Annotated in this window: 17 protein-coding genes and 1 other annotated feature (1 of these 18 running past the window's edge); of the genes, 3 read left to right on the top strand and 14 right to left on the bottom strand. The window is 39.6% G+C overall.

The window, feature by feature from the left end:
- Nucleotides 1-142, bottom strand: a binding site (T-box leader); it reaches 93 nt to the left of the window's first position.
- A gap of 354 nt (nt 143-496) precedes the next feature.
- The 8 genes from LJD61_RS20680 to LJD61_RS05320 form a co-directional block, all read right to left on the bottom strand.
- Entirely contained in the window at nt 497-607 is a 111-nt protein-coding gene (locus LJD61_RS20680; RefSeq protein ID WP_408614853.1) for a putative holin-like toxin, read from the bottom strand.
- Nucleotides 608-705: 98 nt separating this feature from the next.
- The gene (locus LJD61_RS05350; RefSeq protein WP_255226490.1) at nt 706-1,212 is read right to left on the bottom strand and encodes a spore maturation protein; all 507 of its coding nucleotides are present in this window, start codon (nt 1,210-1,212) and stop codon (nt 706-708) included.
- On the bottom strand, nt 1,209-1,796 hold the full coding sequence (locus LJD61_RS05345) for a nucleoside recognition domain-containing protein (protein ID WP_255226489.1): 588 nt from the start codon (nt 1,794-1,796) through the stop codon (nt 1,209-1,211). The genes LJD61_RS05350 and LJD61_RS05345 overlap by 4 nt, the downstream gene beginning before the upstream one ends.
- An 899-nt stretch (nt 1,797-2,695) precedes the next feature.
- Nucleotides 2,696-3,502, bottom strand: coding sequence for a TIGR00266 family protein (locus tag LJD61_RS05340; RefSeq protein ID WP_255226488.1), 807 nt, complete (start codon nt 3,500-3,502; stop codon nt 2,696-2,698).
- Between the two features lie 105 nt (nt 3,503-3,607).
- Nucleotides 3,608-5,035 carry an ArnT family glycosyltransferase gene (locus tag LJD61_RS05335; RefSeq protein WP_255226487.1) on the bottom strand — a complete coding sequence of 476 codons (1,428 nt, stop codon included), beginning with the start codon at nt 5,033-5,035 and terminating at the stop codon, nt 3,608-3,610.
- Nucleotides 5,036-5,046: 11 nt separating this feature from the next.
- Complete coding sequence (locus LJD61_RS05330; RefSeq protein WP_255226486.1) at nt 5,047-5,412, bottom strand: SMR family transporter; 366 nt, start codon at nt 5,410-5,412, stop codon at nt 5,047-5,049.
- Nucleotides 5,405-6,178, bottom strand: coding sequence for a glycosyltransferase family 2 protein (locus LJD61_RS05325; protein WP_255226485.1), 774 nt, complete (start codon nt 6,176-6,178; stop codon nt 5,405-5,407). The genes LJD61_RS05330 and LJD61_RS05325 overlap by 8 nt, the downstream gene beginning before the upstream one ends.
- Nucleotides 6,179-6,318: 140 nt before the next feature.
- On the bottom strand, nt 6,319-7,308 hold the full coding sequence (locus tag LJD61_RS05320) for a zinc dependent phospholipase C family protein (protein WP_255226484.1): 990 nt from the start codon (nt 7,306-7,308) through the stop codon (nt 6,319-6,321).
- A 152-nt stretch (nt 7,309-7,460) separates the two neighbouring features.
- On the opposite strand from LJD61_RS05320, the gene LJD61_RS05315 reads away from it, so the two are divergent.
- Entirely contained in the window at nt 7,461-8,708 is a 1,248-nt protein-coding gene (locus tag LJD61_RS05315) for an MFS transporter (RefSeq protein ID WP_255226483.1), read from the top strand.
- 76 nt (nt 8,709-8,784) lie between these two features.
- On the opposite strand, the gene LJD61_RS05310 is transcribed toward LJD61_RS05315, so the two are convergent.
- The 4 genes from LJD61_RS05310 to LJD61_RS05295 form a co-directional block, all read right to left on the bottom strand.
- The gene (locus LJD61_RS05310; RefSeq protein ID WP_255226482.1) at nt 8,785-9,111 is read right to left on the bottom strand and encodes a DUF4387 domain-containing protein; all 327 of its coding nucleotides are present in this window, start codon (nt 9,109-9,111) and stop codon (nt 8,785-8,787) included.
- Between the two features lie 19 nt (nt 9,112-9,130).
- Entirely contained in the window at nt 9,131-10,495 is a 1,365-nt protein-coding gene (locus tag LJD61_RS05305) for an acyclic terpene utilization AtuA family protein (protein WP_255226481.1), read from the bottom strand.
- A 238-nt stretch (nt 10,496-10,733) separates the two neighbouring features.
- Nucleotides 10,734-12,164, bottom strand: coding sequence for a YfcC family protein (locus LJD61_RS05300; protein ID WP_255226480.1), 1,431 nt, complete (start codon nt 12,162-12,164; stop codon nt 10,734-10,736).
- A gap of 69 nt (nt 12,165-12,233) precedes the next feature.
- A complete protein-coding gene (locus LJD61_RS05295; protein ID WP_255226479.1) occupies nt 12,234-12,956 on the bottom strand; it encodes a gamma-glutamyl-gamma-aminobutyrate hydrolase family protein in 723 nt (240 codons plus the stop codon).
- Between the two features lie 372 nt (nt 12,957-13,328).
- On the opposite strand from LJD61_RS05295, the gene LJD61_RS05290 reads away from it, so the two are divergent.
- Together LJD61_RS05290 and LJD61_RS05285 are read left to right on the top strand one after the other, a co-directional pair.
- On the top strand, nt 13,329-14,102 hold the full coding sequence (locus tag LJD61_RS05290; protein WP_255226478.1) for a GntR family transcriptional regulator: 774 nt from the start codon (nt 13,329-13,331) through the stop codon (nt 14,100-14,102).
- A gap of 14 nt (nt 14,103-14,116) precedes the next feature.
- Nucleotides 14,117-15,526 (top strand): sodium:solute symporter family protein, encoded by a 1,410-nt coding sequence (locus LJD61_RS05285; RefSeq protein WP_255226477.1) that lies wholly within the window; start codon nt 14,117-14,119, stop codon nt 15,524-15,526.
- Between the two features lie 45 nt (nt 15,527-15,571).
- Here the strand turns inward: LJD61_RS05285 and LJD61_RS05280 are convergent, their stop codons facing one another.
- Complete coding sequence (locus LJD61_RS05280) at nt 15,572-16,717, bottom strand: pyridoxal-phosphate-dependent aminotransferase family protein (protein WP_255226476.1); 1,146 nt, start codon at nt 16,715-16,717, stop codon at nt 15,572-15,574.
- A gap of 96 nt (nt 16,718-16,813) precedes the next feature.
- Nucleotides 16,814-18,604: a sigma-54-dependent Fis family transcriptional regulator gene (locus LJD61_RS05275; protein ID WP_255226475.1), complete on the bottom strand. Its 1,791-nt coding sequence runs from the start codon at nt 18,602-18,604 to the stop codon at nt 16,814-16,816.
- Nucleotides 18,605-18,735 lie beyond the last annotated feature (131 nt).

Here is an 18,735-nt window from a genome sequence, read left to right as displayed (position 1 = left end):
GGAGGTCTCCGGTGCAGGCTAAGCATATGCCTCACCTACACGGTTCAAGGACCATGTTCATCCGGCTTTTTGTACCGATTTTCACCTGACATCGGCTCTCTTTGACATATTTCCAGACTACTCTTCCCATCATCACTTTTATATTTCTGATACGAGTTTCGAGTTGCGGGTTTCGAGGACTTAGGTATTCCTTACGGGTCAATAGTACGGGAACCACTAAACTTCACGAAAGGGCTATTTTTTAACTTTTCATATCTTTTCGTGATTTTTGTTCCCCGTTCTCCTGAGTTCTGAATCCTGAATCCAAAGTTCTTATATAATATAGAATATACAATAAATCAAATATTTAGTCAATCTGATTTTTATTATAATCATTTTTACTGTTTATTTTTATATTTTATGTGCTATAATATATGTAAAGGTAATCGGATCCGCAAAATGCGGTTACCACAGTGGTTAAATTAGTTTAACCGTCCTGCACGGCAATGCAGGGCGGTTATTTTTTCTCTTTTATTATTGCCTTTATTAGGTCAATAATTAAGGAGACAAGCGTTAGAATCAGCATGCCAAATCCTATCATCAAAGATATGATTTGATAAGTATTCATCCGCACCACCTCCTTTCTTTCATGAAATGAGGCGGTCAACCACACCTGCAATACCCGAACTTTCCCGCCAGCCGCGAAGAATTATCCCCGGCGGCTCATCAGAACATTCTGCTGCAGATTGCTATAGCAGCGATTATTCCGGCGATATCGGCAATGATCGCGGCCCACAGTGTATGCCTGATGTTTTTTATTCCTATTGATCCAAAATAAACTGTTATGGTGTAGAAAATGGTTTCCGTGCTGCTCATTATAGTAGAAGCTATGATGCCTATCAAGCTGTCCGGTCCCGATGTTTTCAATATATCGGCAAGCACGCCCAGCGAACCGCTGCCGGACAAGGGTTTCATTATGATAAGAGGCAATATTTCTTCAGGTATTTTTAAAGCGAAGGTTATAGGCTTCATAATAAAGGCAATGAGGGACAGTCCTCCCGAAGCTCTAAGCATCCCGACTGCCAAAAGCATAGCAACTATATATGGAAATATCTTAAGAGTGATGTCCATGCCTTCTCTTGCTCCTTCTATAAAAGCATCATAAACAGTGACACCCCTGGCATATCCGTAGGTCAGTATGAACAGTATGATAAAGGGTATAATTATACTCATCGTGCGTTGCCTCCTATCCTCTCCATCACCTTGCAGCAAATCACCCCTACCGTTATTGCCGCTGCAGAAGAAATTATGGAGGGTATGATTATTGCTCCCGGATTGCCGGAGCCAAGAGAAGCCCTTATAGAAATAACCGTAGAAGGTATAAGGCATATAGGAGCTCCGTTTATGACAAGGAATTGACACATGGCATTTGTGGCGGTATCCTTCTCTTTATTTAGCTTCTGCAATTCCGTCATAGCCTTTAATCCGAAGGGAGTAGCAGCATTGCCCAGGCCAAGCATATTAGAGGTTATATTCATTATCATAGCCCCCATTGCGGCACTCCCGGCCGGTATATCCTGGAACAGCGATCCTACGGCAGGCCTGATGATAGAGCTTAATTTTTCAACCAATCCCGCCTTTTCTGCGGCCTTCAGCAGGCCGCACCATAGCATCATGCTTCCCAACAGCCCCAAGGATAGGTCCAGAGAAGATTTCAAGGATGCGAATATCTCCTGATTTAAAAGCTCCAGTCTCCCATTGGTTGCTGCAAAGGCTATGGAAAAAGCGATAATAAAAAACCATATCTTGTTTATCATAAAAACTCCCACCTCAGTTTATTTGTACTAATAAACTCTATGGCTTTGCTTCTCCTATTATGAATCGGGCAAAAAATTATATTTGCCTGTTGCAAAGACTAGGGATGGGGGGCGGGAAACACGGATTGGCCGGATCTTTACACTGATTAGCACAGAGGGGAGGGTTAATAAGCATTCTCGTTCTGACTAATGCCATATCACACAGGAATGCGAGCTACGAACCTGCTTAGATATGGAGTTAGTGGAAATAGCATCCATGTATAGTCACGTATAGTATATAAGCATACTTAGTCTATACATGGATGCTATTTTACTGTAGCGGAATATATAAAAGCTTCGAGTTGCGTGTTGCGAAAGCTAGGATAGCCTGATGAGATCATAGGGGAACGGAGAGCACGGATTAACACGGTTTTCTATTTTTCTAATCTCATATCTAAGCAGGAATTTTGTGAAGAACCTTAGAGTAAGTTAACGATGCGTAACGCCCGCAGCTTCAACTGTTTGAGCAAAGCGAGTTTTGAAGCTGCAGTAAGCAAGTTTACCCCGTTCTATCGTGCCTAAGCCTTCAGTTTTTATTAACTGCAGGCAAGGCACGCTACGAACCCGATTGACATTTCTAACATTCAGCCGGAGATAAACTCCACCTGAATGAAGAACTGTCTTACTTAGTCTTAGGTTCGTAACTCGCTTTCCTGTGTGATATGGCATTAGAAAATACTTCAGTGTCTTTCAGTGGTTTATGTAACCCTCTGACCCCAGAGTCTAACCCTAATCCCCTGAGTTCTGAGCTCTGAATCCTGAGTTCTAAAACCCGTGCTCATCTATACATATCCTTCTACTTATCGGCACTGTATCAAAAAACTCAGAAGCCCTGCAATTTGCAGGGCTTACAATATTGTCTAATCTTTTCCGAACAAATCTCCTATTCCTATACCTCTCAACAAGCTACCTTCATCCTTTGCCTTGCTTCCTCCCTTTGCCGCAGCCGCATATATCCTGTTTGCCAGCCTGCTGAAGGGTATCGACTGGAGCCATATATGTCCCGGCCCTCTCAAGGTAGCCAGGAACAATCCTTCTCCTCCGAAGAAAGCGCTTTTGACATTGCCTACAAATTCTACATTGTAGTTTATGCTTGGGGTCATAGCGACCAAGCATCCGGTATCAAGCTTTAAGGTCTCTCCCGGTCTCAATTCCTTTTCTATTATGGTGCCTCCGGCATGCATGAAGGCTAAACCGTCCCCTATGAGCCTCTGCATTATAAATCCCTCTCCGCCGAACAAGCCTGCGCCTATATTTTTCTGGAAGGCGATTTCTATCTGTATCCCTCTGGCAGCACACAGGAAGGCATCTCTTTGGCATATCAGCTGTCCGCCCATATCACCCAGGTCCTTGGCAATTATTTTACCCGGATATGGTGCAGCAAAAGCCAATGCTTTTTTATCGGGGCTTTTATTTGTAAACATAGTCATAAACAAGCTCTCTCCGGTAAGCACTCTCTTTCCGGCCCCCAGCATCTTATCCATAAAGCCTTTTTTAGAATCTTCATCGGAGCCGTCTCCGAATACGGCATCCATCTCTATACCGTTTTCCATATACATCATGGCTCCTGCTTCCGCCACTATGCTTTCCCCGCTGTCCAACTGGATCTCCACAAACTGCATGTCATCTCCGTAAAGCTGAAAATCCACCTCATGCGCTTTCTTCATAAAAACCCTCCTAAAAAAATATATTTCCATCTACGATTATATGTATTTAACTCCATATTAAACCAAAATTATGCTCTGCACAATAATTTTTTCCCTAGTGCTCCCTTATCTTAGCTTATATATGAAATATTGCCCATCGCCGAGCTTTTCAAAGTTTTCATCCAGGTACTTTTTATAGCTGCCGTCATCTTTATATATGTAACCTCCCAATGGGCTGAAGTATTTTGCACCCTTTTCTATTAAATAGCTGATCTCCTGCTCCGGACCTCTGGGTATTTCCTTGTAATACCCTATATTTGCCCTCCAGCCGCTTCTCCCTGACTGATTCAGCAAAGCCGGTTCCATGGTGCCTATCACTATCAGATCATCCTTATTTGTATATCTTTTTATGATTTCAGCCTGTCTTAAAATATTGTCCTTTTCTATGAAGTATGGCTTTGCTCCGCTATAATTCCATAAGGCTATCAAGGACAGGCCCAAAAATACTGCAATCACCGTCTTTTTCCTATGGCCCAATCTCCCAAGGGTTTTGCCTGCCAATACAGCAGTTATGGGAGTCATAAAAATAAAATAGTATCTTAGCTTTATTACCGCAGCTATAGCTATTACCTCAATCAGCATGGCGGCAGTCCACAATAGCATAGGATAATCCTTCTCCCATTCAACATCTACAAGCCCTATTATAACCACTGCCAGAAGCCCTGAGGATATGGCTGCGGCAATCTCGACGGCCGCAAACCTATAGGAATCAATATTGAAAAAAGCTTTGGCGGTCTTCGGCGCAATATGTAATAAGCCGATATTGCTGACAAAGGCAAACTCGGCGATACTCTTTGACCATATGAAATAAAGCAGGTTAGGCAGCAAGGATATGGCTGCAAAAACCCAGAGCTCCCATTTTCCCAAAAACTTAAACCTATACTTCTTGATCAGCATAGATATCATTGCCAGACCTATAAAAACCGCAGGAGTTTTCTGGGATATGGACAGGCATGTAAACACCGCAGAGAGGAAGAGGAACGAAAGCTTTTCATCATCATACCATTTGATAAAGTAATAGAAGGCTCCCGTAAAGAAGAACAAAGCTGCAGACTCAGGCATTATGGCCCTTGAATAGAAGATGTTCATCGGCATGATTGAATAAGCTGCAGCAGCAAACCAACCTGCCGGATTGCCGTAATATCTTTTGGTCATAAGATAAACGTATAAAGCCGAGCCCATAAAGAATATTATCGGTACCAGTCTGGCCAGATAATAATGATAGCCGAAGGCCTTATATAAAAGCGCAATAATAAAGGTAGTTATCTGGAACTCCAGCTGGACATAATTGGGTTTGGCTCCATCATAATAAAATTGAGGATAAAGAATATTGAATCTATCCTCAATGAAATTTCTCGCTATGGATTCCGTATCGCTCTGCCTCCAGAAATCCCCCTGCTCGCAGGGAGAGTTGTTTATATGAGGGAGCCTTATGGCTAAAATAAAAAGAAAAACTAGTATAGTAACTGCGACAGTCCACCGGTCTTTTTTCATTTTTATCATCCTTACCTGTTAAGTATGAATACTCCTGATATTATCATAACCACTCCTATGACCTTATTGACAGTAAAGGGCTCATTGAACAAAAACTTAGACAGCAAAGCTACCAAAACATAGCCCAGGCTCACCATGGGATAGGCATAGCTCAGATCCGACTTTGTCAAAACCTTGATCCACAGCAAAAAGCTGCTCCCGAAAAGAACCAGACCTACAAGTATCTCAGGTACCATCAATATATGTATGATATCTTTAAAAATCGTCCTGAAGGATAAGGACAGGTTATCCAATTTATTTGCTCCCAGCTTCAATACGGTCTGGCCTATGGCACCCATGAACACGGATACCAGTATTTCAATCAAATTTCTATTCATAGCATTCCCCTCTCTTCCCCGTAGGTTTCTTAACCCTATGAACAAGGCTGAAATATCCCTTTATAGTCCTTAATACTTTCATTTTGCTCCGGCCTTCCTTTAAGTTATATTCCAGAACCAAAGGATATTCACCGGCCCTTACCCCGATTTTGCTGAACCTGGCCAATATCTCTGCCATACATTCAAAGCCCTTTGAAGTCACAAGCTTTCCTCCGTAAGCCTTTATAGCCTTATCAAGGTATCCGATGTCATAGGCTCTGAAACCACATGAATAATCATGCACATTGTCTATTGGGAAGAATATTTTCAAAAAAGCAGCGGCCCCTCTGCTGTATATCTTTCTTTCTATAGTAAGGCCTACTTCCTTGCCTCCTTCAACAAATCTGGATGCTATTACCACATCAAGCTTTTCTTTCACCAGCTTATCTATCATCTTGGGTATAATGTTAGGATTGTGGGTATTATCGGCATCCAGAGTTATCAATATATCGCCCTGTCCATAATTCTGGCTGACATGGCAAAAAAGAGTATACATGGCCCTTCCCAGTCCTTGATTCACATCATGATTGATATAATCAATAAATCCGCAGCTTTTTTTATACTCCTTCAATATATTCTCCGTATTATCGCTGCTGCCGTCATTAACCACCAATATACGGAATCTTTCGCCATATATATCCTTCAGGAAGAGCAGCTTCTCGAAGAGCTTCGGCAGCGCCCCTTCCTCGTTGTAGGCAGGCAAACCTATTACAATATTTGAATCCATATAAGCCTCCAAAAATTTAATCATTCATTTCTATATATTATATTATTTACATAATTGCCAACTAATATAATATCACTTAGCTTCCTAAACTACATGCTTATCTTATCATTTTCGCCATGCCTTATCAAGTTTTGACAAAATCAGCTATATATCAAATCATGGTATTTGAACTTAATATCCTCGCAACAGTCCAGCCCGGATGAAAAAGACCTGTTGCCTATAATCCTCAGCACTTCGTCAATACCAATACTCCCATTTATATATCCATCAATGCTTTCACACATAAGCTTTGCTTCCGCTGCCGCTTCATTAAAAAGATCCATAAAGGAAGAATTCAGCTGCATTTCTTTATCCCAGAGACAGTGCCATAAAGAATGCTTGACATTCAATTGATCCAAATCGCTGTCAACCCTCAGCGGATATATCATATTGGAAATGAGATTATGCTTGCCCATAAGCTTTTCTGCAAAAGCGACTACAGGCTTCTTTATCCCCAGGGGGTCCCGAAAAGCTTTTGTTATAAGCCGCATATCATTAGGAGCCTTTTGAATTTTTTCTATAGGGATATCCAGATCAAATATTTTCTTAAAAATACGATGATACATATCAGATATTGCCAGGGCTTCTTCCCTATCAATCATTATGAGCTCATGGCTTTCTATTCTATTTGCATCTTTATTTAATATTTTATCTGCCATCAGCACATCTATTTCTGCCTCAAATCTTCTATGATAGGCATCATACTTTTTTTTATCCTCCGTCTCATCTGCTGCAAATCCTGTTTTATAAAATATATAGGGATGAGTATGGACATCCAGAGAATAATGGCATATGTAGCCATAAACATATGAAAGAAGTATTTCCTTTTTAGCATTCTGTATGCTATCAATGACTGCCAAGGCACACTCAAAGAAAGCTCTCACCTTTTCACTATGAAGCTTCCCGCCTAATTTGCTCAAGCTTTCTCCTTTCACCCACGGCAAAGCGTTATGATAGAAAAATATATCAGGTCCTTGGGTTCCAAGATTGAATAGGTTCCTATGCTGAATGATCATATCCGCCGCCCCAGGGGCATCTATTGATTTAAGCACCATATCTCCGCACAGGTAGTGGGTCAGTAAAGCCGGCATAAGGGCACCTCCTTTAAAGCATCTTTATGCTTTTTATATAGCACTATTGATCGCAAAAGTCAAAGGACTTTACAATAACTTTACATGGGACATCTTTCACTATTATCATATCTGGGTTACAATGAAATCAAATACATAATAGGGGGGGTAATATGTTTAAAAACTTTACCAGGGAAGAGAAAAGCTGGATATTCTATGATTGGGCCAATTCCGCATACTCGGTGGTCATCACCGCATCCATACTTCCCATATTTTTTAAGACTATGGCAAAAGCCGGCGGCATAAACCCTAATATGGCAGATTCCTATTGGGGATATGCCAATTCAGCAGCCACATTAATAGTAGCTATTTTGGCTCCAATCCTTGGAACCATAGGAGATTACAGGGGCAAGAAAATGCAATTATTTCGTTTCTTTTTTATCATAGGCGTTTTATCCACTGCTGCATTAAGCTTTACCGATCAATGGGCATTGATACTAATAATATATATGGTAACCATAGTAGGCTTCTCTGCAGCCAATCTCTTTTATGATGCATTTTTGATCGACGTCACCAGCGCAGAAAGAATGGACCTTGTTTCAACCTACGGCTTTGCTCTCGGATATATCGGAGGCAGCACCATACCTTTTATAATATCCATAGGCCTCATACTTTTCGGAAGCAAAATAGGCATAGGCTCAAGCCTCGCAGTGAAGATCTCATTTATGCTTACCGCTGTGTGGTGGACGGTCTTTGCCGTACCCATGCTGAAAAATGTAAAACAGATCTATTATATTGAAAGCGAAGAGAATATAATAGGAAAAAGCTTCTTGAGGCTTTATAAGACCTTTATGAATATAAGGGAATACAAATCCGTATTTATTTTCCTATTGGCATATTTCTTTTATATTGACGGGGTCAACACCATAATACGCATGGCAACGGTCTACGGAGATTCTGTAGGGGTTGGAAGCAACTCGCTGCTTCTGGCGCTTTTGATGACTCAGATAGTAGCCTTTCCCTTCGCCATCATATATGGGAAGCTGGCTAAAAAAGTGGGAACCCGCAATATGCTGCTTATCGGAATCGTAATGTATATAATAATCTGCTTTGTGGCCTATAATATGAAATCTGCAGTAGAATTCTGGATTTTGGCCTTTTTGGTTGCTACCTCTCAAGGCGGCATACAGGCATTGTCCCGTTCGTACTTCGGCAAAATGATACCCAAGGAGAAAGCAAATGAATTCTTCGGTTTTTATGATATATTCGGTAAGTTTGCCGCCATTATGGGCCCTGCCCTCTACGCTTTCTTCAGCCAGATCACCGGTCAATCCCGCTACGGTGTATTGAGCGTAATGCTCCTCTTTATAATCGGGGGAGGAATAATGCTGTTTGCAGTGCCAAGGGATATTAAAGCCTAAGTTAAGCTTCAAATGAAACAAAGAGCCTTACAAATTCATATGACTTTGTAAGGCTTTTTCTATCTCAAATCGTTATTTACTCTTCGATAGGTATCTCTATATCTAAAAGCGGTGCATACTGCTGAGAGCCGAATATGTCGCCTTCTCCTGCACTCCCGCTGGGACGGCTTCTATATAAAGTAACCTTAAAGGCATATGCAGGATCAAACATAACAAAATCAGATATCCTGTCTTCAGATATATCATATATTTTACATATATTTTCTTTGGTTAAAGCTCCACTTTTCTTCACCAATTCGTATTTTTCTTTTTCCCTAAAGATTATGTCAAAGGTTAACTTATCAACCCCAGCATTTTTACTCCTTATGGTTTTTGCTAAATCTACAAGCTTAACTTTTTTCATCTGTTCATTCCCCTCCATTCTAACCTATTTCAATCATTTTAACGTTGAATAGCTCCATAGGATCATCTACGGGCATTATATGGTTCATTGTCCATTCATAGGCTGGAGTTGCTCTCAATACCTCATCCAGTACAAAAGCTGCTCCTCCCGCGGTTCCTTTAACTTCAGGAAGTCTAGCGTAGAATACCTGACGGGTACCGATCATTGTGACTTCTTCTGCTACTTCGGCAGTAGGCGCCACACCCTCGACTACTATGCATAGCTCATGAGATTTTGTTTCTTTAATAGGCTCCAAATCTCCCATTACTCCATTTTTACCAAATACTTTGAAGTATACAGAATAGCCTGTATCTCCAAACCTTTCTCTGATTTGAGATTTGCACCATTCTATTACCTTATCTATATTTTTTATGGTATAAGGGTCTCTCACCCCTGCTATACCGATATATCTTTCTCCAATCTTGCCTGAACCTTCAAGCTTCACCATGAGCTGCTTATCAGGTATGTATTTAGGTCCTGTTATCCTGCATGTCTTTTCGTCATATTGCTCATATACACAATTGGTCATGTCCAGGCATCCGCCCAGGAAATTTTCATAATAAGGATTTGATCTTTCATACATGGCGTGGCCTGCAACTGAAGCTATGGTGCATCGCTGCTCAGGATGCATAGCTGTAACTTTTACATCTTCTTTTGTAATTTCGCCTATTATGCTCTCTTTTGCTCCGTAGGGCTCTGCACAAAATGATGCGCATTCCATAACCTTACCAAGGTAGTATGACAAGTTTTCGGGAAATCCCGCTCTCATGGCAGGTGCCGCAAAAATTGCCACATCACTGGAGCGCCCTCCGATGATTACATCAGCTCCCATATCCAATGCTTTAATATATGGATGGACACCCGCAACCGCCACAATATTATTTGTACGTTCAATGACATCCAAAGTTAGGTCTTTTCTACCATCAAGGCCTTTTATAGCCTGGCCTTTTTTTATTTTATCGATTAAAACCTGCTTATCTACTTCGGAATAGAAATATGCTAATTTAAATTTAGGTATATTATGATCCTTTGCAATTTCTCTGATCATATCGATATACATATCCACTCGGCTGTTAGTGCCTGTATCACCTGCAGAGCCTATGATCATGGGCACACCTAATCTTCTTGATTCTACCAGCATAAGCTCCAGGTCGTGCTTTTGCCATGCCTTGGGGCTGGTGCATATGTCTTCGCCCAATGGTCCCGGTCCTATATCATCACTGCCTGAATCTGCAAGTATATAGTCCGGCTTTTGTTTTACCCCTTCATAAAAACTGCCCTCTTTACTTGGGGCGAACCCTAAGTGTCCATTTGGGCACAAAAAGCGTAAAGAATCCTTTTTCACTTTTATACACTCCTTTATATGTTATATCATGTTATAACAACTATATATAGTATTCTACTTATCTTTCAATTTTCCTGCTTAATTTCAAAATTTATTGTAAGATTTATATCATAGTGAAACTCTAATTAAAATTTAACTTCTAAATTAGAGTTTCACTGCTATCTTGATTAAACAATAGACAAAATATGTATTATAAATTCATACTGTTTATATTGATTTGTTATTATAAAGATGATGCTTAAAATGGACCATAATTAATTATTGCTGCTACTGCCGTTAATATTGCAGCTGTTATTGACAGATATATAACTAGCTTAAGTATATGCTTAAACCACCCGCTATATGGTATATCAGCAAATACTAAATAATACATCATTGCAGGATATAACATATTTGTTATACCATCTCCAAATTGAAAAGCAAGAACAGTAGTTTGTCTTGTTACGCCAATTAAATCGCCTAAAGGCACCATTATCGGCATTGTTGCCGCAGCAAGGCCGCTACTTGAACCAATAAAGAAATTTAATAGCGACTGAATAGCAAATATCCCCAGTGAAGCTACAACCGCCCCTGCATCCATAATGGGCCTCGATAAACCATATATTATGGTATCCATTATTATACCTTGATCCAAAATAACTACAATTGCTCTTGCTAGCCCGACAACTATGGCACCGGAAGTAACCTCAGCCATTCCCTTGCAAAACTGTTTAGCAATTCCATTAGGAGGCATTCCTCCGACAAAGCCGCAAATTATTCCGAATCCTAAAAACAATGCGGACAGCTCTGTTGTATACCAGCCGTATTTTATTACTCCGAATATTAGCAAACCGATATTAACTAAAAATAGTAACAGCACTATTTTTTGCCTTAAGGTAAAAGCAGAGTTTTCAAGATCAAGTACAAAGGAGCTATCTCCTCTTTCACCTTCATAATTATACAATACACTGATTGAAGGGTCCTTTTTTACCTTCTTAGCATAACCAATGATAAACCATAACCCGATACCCAGGAAAATGAAATAACATAAAACTCTGAAACCTAAGCCTGAGAAAAGAGGCAACTCTGCTATACTTTGTGCAACACCGATAGAAAATGGATTCAGAAACGCCCCTGCAAAGCCAATCCAAGCTGCCGTACGCACAATATGGAAGCCTACCATCCTGTCATATCCTAAAGCTAAAGCCATAGATACACCCAGTGGGATAAATGGAATAGTTTCTTCTGCAAAACCAAAAGCAGCTCCAAGCAATGTAAAAAGTATGGTGATTATAACAAGAAGAGGAGTGTCCTTACCTTTAAGCCTATTTACAACCTTTATGATGCCAGCATCCAATGCACCTGTACCTTTTATAATTTGTATAGAACCTGAAATGATAAATATAAATGTAATTATCCCTATAGAATCTTTGACCCCTATAGGAATAGCTTTTAACATGCCAAATACATTTACAGGAGCAGATTCAACATTCTTAAAAGAATCAGCTACTATTACCGTCTTGCCGGAAGCTTCATCCTTCACTCTTTCAAATTGACCGGCGGGTATTATCCAAGTTGCTATCATAGCACATAATATTAGTATGAAAATGATGACATATGAGTTAGGGTTTCTTAAAAATTCTGGTAATCTAGTATTTTTTTTAACCTCTGCTACCTTTTGTGTAGTCATATAAAAGCCTCCTTATTATTTTTTAAAAATACTTAACCCTTTGCATACTATATCAAGTATGATATTATTTCATCTACTAATTTTTGCATTTTCAATTAAACATTTTATTATTAATTCAGAAGGTTTATCAAACCTCATTAACTCTTCCGGATGAAACTGAAGGCCAATGAAAAATGTATGATCTATAGATTCTATTGCTTCAATTGTACCTCCATCTGCTTTTATTGAAGCTATAAATCCTTCCGGTACTTTTTCTACAACCTGCCTATGGAAACTGTTAACCCGCCAATTATGGATTCCGGTGATATCACTCATCTTACTTTTTGCTTCTATGCTTACTTCATGCCATGGTTTATAGCCGGGCAAATTCTGTTTATGCCCATCAATAAGCTCTTTTGATATACTCCCTCCAAAAACTTCCGCTATCATTTGATGACCTCTGCATATGCCTAAAACAGGGATATTCCTTTTCGATGCTTCCTTTAATAATTCACTCTCAAAATAATACCTTCTCGGCTGCTGCTCTTCTAATGTAGGAAATTCAGCGGGTGAAAATCTTTTGGCATCACCTCCTCCTGAAAAAATCAGCCCATTAACACAGCTTAATATTCTGTCTATCATTTCATGCAAATCTTCATTGATATAACTGGGAGGTATCATCATTGGAATACCGCCGCATTTTGTAACAGCTTCTGCATAAGGTCTGCCAACATAGTAGTAACCTTCTCCGTCAGAGGAATTACCCCATGTTTCTTCACTCCAAGCGCAAGTAATGCCTATTATTGGCTTCAATTTCAACATCTCCTTTTTTAAATATGTACATATATAAGCTTTAATACTATATTTTATCCCCCCCTATATGATATTTAGGTATTAAAATGGGCCTATTAATTATTAGTTTATTGTGGTAATGTCATTCATTAGTGTTTATGCGTTTCCGGTTTATGTTGTTATAACATTTAATTTTATATTCGCCACATCTTTTATATTTCCTTCTTAAAAATAAAAATTTTTTGAAAATATAAAATTATTAGCTTATTTGCATTAAAGTAGCTAAATGTATTGCAATGCTGTAATATTGCGGCAATACCCTTGCTTATAATACATTATAATAATGATACGGAAATATAAAGAAATCTTTTGCAAATATTGTTATTTCATGTTATGATATTTGATAATGGAGGTGATATTATTATAAATGCAGATAGACCCACGCCCCTTTATCAGCAATTGAAAGATACTTTGAGGGCAAATATCATTAACGGCGATTTGAGCCCTCATGAAAAAGTACCTACCGAGAGAGAACTTAGTGAAATGTATAATGTCAGCCGTATAACAGTAAGACAAGCGTTAGCTGACCTCACAAATGAAGGTTTCATCTACAAGGTACAAGGCAAGGGAACCTTTGTATCTCCACCAAAAGTTGAGCAACCGCTGTTTTCAGTGACGCCCTTTGAAGAGACGCTTAAAGCAAAAGGAATTATACCATCTACTCAACTGCTCGAATGGAAATCAGAATCCGCAGATTTTGAGATCGCTACAAAGCTTGCGATCCCGATATCTTCTTCCGTAATCAAGCTTACTTTGCTTGGTTTAGGTGATAAGGAGCCTATGGCTATATATAATTCCTTTTTTTCAGAAACCCTTGGCAGGGAAATGGTAAAGAGTGCAGAGTTCAATGAAAAATCCCAAAGATCGTATACAACGATTGATCTTTATAAGAGTATTCCAGATATAAAGCCTAAAATGCAGAATCAATCTTTCGAGGCTTTACCGGCTAACGGCACCATTTCTGATATTTTAAAGATACCCTATGGCGCCCCTGTATTTTTTGTTACAAGCATAATCTATGATATGGATGATAGGCCTATTGAGCTTAAAACAGCCGCTTACAGAGGAGATAAATATCGTTTCAACATAACTCGTATGGTAAAGTGACTCGAGGTTACAACATGCTGGGAATAACATTACAGCATATATTGGGTATGGCCCTCATTCTTTTTTTCATAACCATGGTGGGCATATACTCCGGTAAAAAAGTTAAAACTTCCTCTGATTTTTCTGTAGGCGGTAAAAAAGCAGGTGCTGCTATAATAGCAGGAACTATAATGGGAACCTTAGTAGGAGGTGCTTCTACCATAGGGACAGCACAGCTTGCTTTTCTTTATGGTTTTTCGGCTTGGTGGTTCACCTTAGGTGCAGGCATTGGCTGTTTAATTCTTTCATTAGTTTTTTCTGACCCGCTATATAAAAGTAATAAGGAGACAGTGCCCCAAATTTTAACTGAAGAATTCGGCAGTAAGGCAGGACCTATATCAAGTATATTTGTTTCAATAGGGACATATTTGAATATAATTGCTCAAGTACTATCCGCTGTAGCCCTTTTGACTTCCATGATTAATATAAGTGCCTTAGCCGCCGCTTTCATAGCGATTTTTTTGATGGCTGCTTATGTTATTTTTGGAGGTGTTTGGGGCACAGGCTTTGTTGGCCTGGCTAAACTTATTCTTCTTTACGCATCGGTTATTATAGGCGGTTTTTTAGCTTTCAAATATGGAGGCGGTGTATCTGGATATGTTAAGGTATTTCCGGCACAGCCATATTTCAGTCTTTTTGGCAGGGGGCTCTTGATAGACGGAGCCGCCGGTTTTTCATTAATACTTGGCGTATTATCTACGCAAACATACATACAGGCAATCCTCTCCGGCAGAACTCTGCGTGAATCAAAACTAGGCTCATTGATAAGTGCTGTCTTAATACCCCCTATAGGATTATGCGGTATTATAATAGGGCTTTATATGAAAATGAATTATTCTGGCATCAGCCCCGCATCCGCATTCCCTCAATTTGTTATAAGGCATATGAGCCCTTTGCTCAGCGGTATTGTTCTGGCAACGCTCCTGGTAACGGTCGTTGGAACTGGTGCCGGCCTTTCATTAGGAATAAGCACTATATTTACTAAGGACATATATAAGAATTATATAAATAAGACTGCAAATGACGAGAAGCTTTTAAAAGTAACACGAAAGACAATTATAATCACGCTCCTGTCTGCAGTAGTCTTCATAACGGGAAATATAAAATCCTTGATACTTAAATGGAGTTTCATGTCCATGGGTTTGAGAGGTGCTGCTGTATTTGCTCCTCTTTGTGCAGCACTTTTCATGAAAGGAAAGGTCAATAGCAGCTATGCAGTTGCTTCCATGGTACTTGGGCCTATATTTGTATTAGCGGGCAAATTGCTTCTGCCGGAAAAATTCGATCCTTTATTCGTGGGTTTTTTCATAAGCTTGCTAGTAATTGCAATGGGCCGTTTTGCTCCTAGGAATAATAAAGAAACAAATCAAAAAACCTGCCGATAAATACACCGGCAGGTTTTTTGACTGCAACTTCATTTGCTATATATTCTAATCCATCAAATGCTTTTGAACTACTCCTACACCTTTACCAAGCTCTACAGGCATACCTGCTCTGTACAATGCTCTTTCTATAGTCGCTATTACAGATACAAGGTCATGCTTATCAATATTGCCCATATGGCCCAGTCTGAACATTCTTCCTGCATATGCGGCTAAACCGCCTGCCACCATGATTCCCTCTTCTGCCAGAAGTCCTCTGAATTTCGCATCATCGGTTCCTTCAGGATAAACCAGATTGGATAGTGTGACTGCTCTGCAGCCTTTCTTTGCAAGCACTTTAAATCCTAAAGTCTCCAATGCATCCTGCATGGCAGCTGCATACTTCTTATGTCTTGCATATCTGTTCTCTATTCCTTCTTCTTTTATGATCCTGACAGATTCCTTCAATGCCCATACTAAGTTAACAGCCGGGGTAGCATAGTACTTGGAAGGATCCTTCATTATTGGAAGCCATTTTTCAAAATCTATATAGAACTCGGGAATAGTGCCCAAGCTCTTGCGTCTATCCATAGCTTTTTGGCTTACCCATAGCATTGTCAAGCCCGGAGCCACTCCAAAAGCTTTCTGTGAGCCTGTAAGAAGCACGTCGATCCCCATTTCGTCCACATATTCCGGTTCTCCTGCTGTAGCGCATACTCCATCAACTATGTAGATAGTCTCAGGGAATTCCTTCATCATTTTGCCTATTTCAGCAACCGATGCGCATACACCTGTAGAAGTATCAACATGAGTAACCGTCATAGCTGCATACTTTTTCTCTTTCAGCTTCTCTCTTATTTTTTCGACAGGTACTGTTTCTCCCCATTCGCTGGAAATCACATCAGCATTCAAGCCTTTTCTGTTGCATAGATCTATGAAGCGATCACCGAAGAATCCGTGAGATACTATCAGTACATTGTCGCCTTTCTTTGTTGTGTTGGCAATGGCCATTTCCATGCCCATAGTTCCGGTGCCGGCAACAACAAAAGCTTCTCCGCTGCATTTGAACAAAACTTTCAGGTCTTCCAAAAGCTCTTTGAAATCCTTCACAAAAGCCGGATCACCAAATGCTACTGTCTCTCTTCCCATCTGATCCTGGATTGATCTCGCAACGGGAGTTGGTCCTGGTATCATCAAAAGCTTTCTTGTTTTCATAAAAACACCCCTTTTTACTATTAGTAAATAATGTTTTACCTATATTCTAATTATACTGCTCTAAAATGTTTAAGTCAAGGATTTCCATATTCTATTTTAATAATCATTAAGCTTTCTATATAGTGTGGTAATGCTCATATTAAGCTTCTTTGCTATTGTCCTTTTTCCCTCCGTTGTATCGCCGTATAAGTCCAGAAGCCTTTTCAGTATTTTTTTCTCATAATCTCTTGTCATTTCATCCAAGCTTCTCAAGCTATTTATATCTATGGCTTCTATATCAACACATTCATGTTTTGTTTCCGTCTTTGCAATATTGTTTAAGAAATATTCCGGCAGGTCCTCCTCGCCGATCTCATCATCATTTGAAAAATTAATGGCATATTCCAATACATTTTCCAGTTCTCTCACATTGCCAGGCCAGCTATAGCTCAGAAACTTTTCCTCGATATCTTTGGATATATATTTTTGAGGCTTATTCATTTTATTGCATAGTTTTTTGATTATATATTCGGTGCACAAAAGCACATCTTCTTCTCTTTCCTTCAAGGATGGCAGAGATAGGGGTATGACGTTCAATCTGTAATACAGATCCTCCCTGAACTGGTTTTTTCTCACCATCTCCTGCAGATTTTTATGAGTGGCTGATATTATCCTTACGTTTATATCCGTAGGTGTGGTGCTGCCTATCCTGTCTATCTTTTTTTCCTGCAGGACTCTAAGGAGCTTTGCCTGAAGATGCAGAGGAAGGTCTGCAATTTCATCGAGAAACAATGTTCCGTTGTTCGCCTGCTCAAATTTACCGATTTTCCCTTTGGGGCTCGCTCCTGTAAAGGAGCCCTTCTCATAACCAAACAGTTCAGACTCTATAAGGTTTTCAGGCAAAGTAGCGCAGTTTATCGCTATAAAAGGGCCGTCTTTCCTGAAGCTCGCATTATGGATGGATCTGGCAAACAGCTCTTTGCCTGTACCGCTGGCACCATAAAGAAATATTGTGGAGTCGGATTTAGCGGCTATTTTGGCCTTATCTATCACCTCTTGCATGACCTGGCTGCATCCCACAATATTCTCAAAGGTTATTACATTATCATTGTTATAAGTAACGGCTATGTTGATTATTTCATCTAAAGCATCGAAGTCTATAAGGGTTGATATGTTTTTCTTGTCAAGTATAATATAATTTACTTTATAGAGTACCTTTAATATCCTGTTCTCAATTGTCCAGTTTCCTACCAATTCCTTGTTGTTTGTGTCTTCAACCTTGAAGTTTTTTATTATGTCGCTTATCTTCCTGTTGATGATCTTGCTGGCTGAAAAATTGATATTGAGTATTCTTATGGCTTTGGAATTGATGTGAATTATTCTCTGTTCTTTGTTTAAAATAATTATGCATCTGTTTATGGAATTAATTACACCATTTATCTCGGCTATACCCATATTAAGCTTATTTATCATTTTTATGCTGATTATTTCTTTTTCAATGCTCTCGGCAAAATGTTTCAGCATTTCCATATATTCTTCTTTTTTACTGAGCATCAGTTGATCCTGTATTTGGTTGAAGGAGGCAAAGCACACCACCCCAATATTTTCTTCTTCAACTTTAATGGGATAGATCATGCTTTTGCGCTCTTTGCATGTGTCCCCATAGCTGCAGGAACGACATACGGCATTATCTTTTTCATATATGTTGAATTCAGGCTTGCCGTTTTTCAATACCTTGGCAAACAATGAATTTTCCGGACTGCTTTCGTTGATGCGGTGATAAAAATCTCCTGTGCCTGCAATTCTCAAAAGACTGCTGTCTACCACCGTAGTTTCCACATTCAGTATGGATGATAGAGACTCGGCCAAAGATTGAATTTTATCATCTATAAGCTTTAAGTAGGACATACAAAAAAACCTCCTCAACCCAAAGTAGAACTGCTGCTGCAGCGTTTATTGCTCTGTTCTAATACGCATAAAGACTATATAATATAGTATATATATAAGTATATACCTTTTTACGTATTTTGTCGAATTTT

The organism is Lutispora saccharofermentans, from assembly GCF_024363565.1.
Classification (GTDB): Bacteria; Bacillota; Clostridia; order Lutisporales; family Lutisporaceae; genus Lutispora; species Lutispora saccharofermentans.
This window is presented reverse-complemented; position numbering and strand designations above follow the sequence as displayed.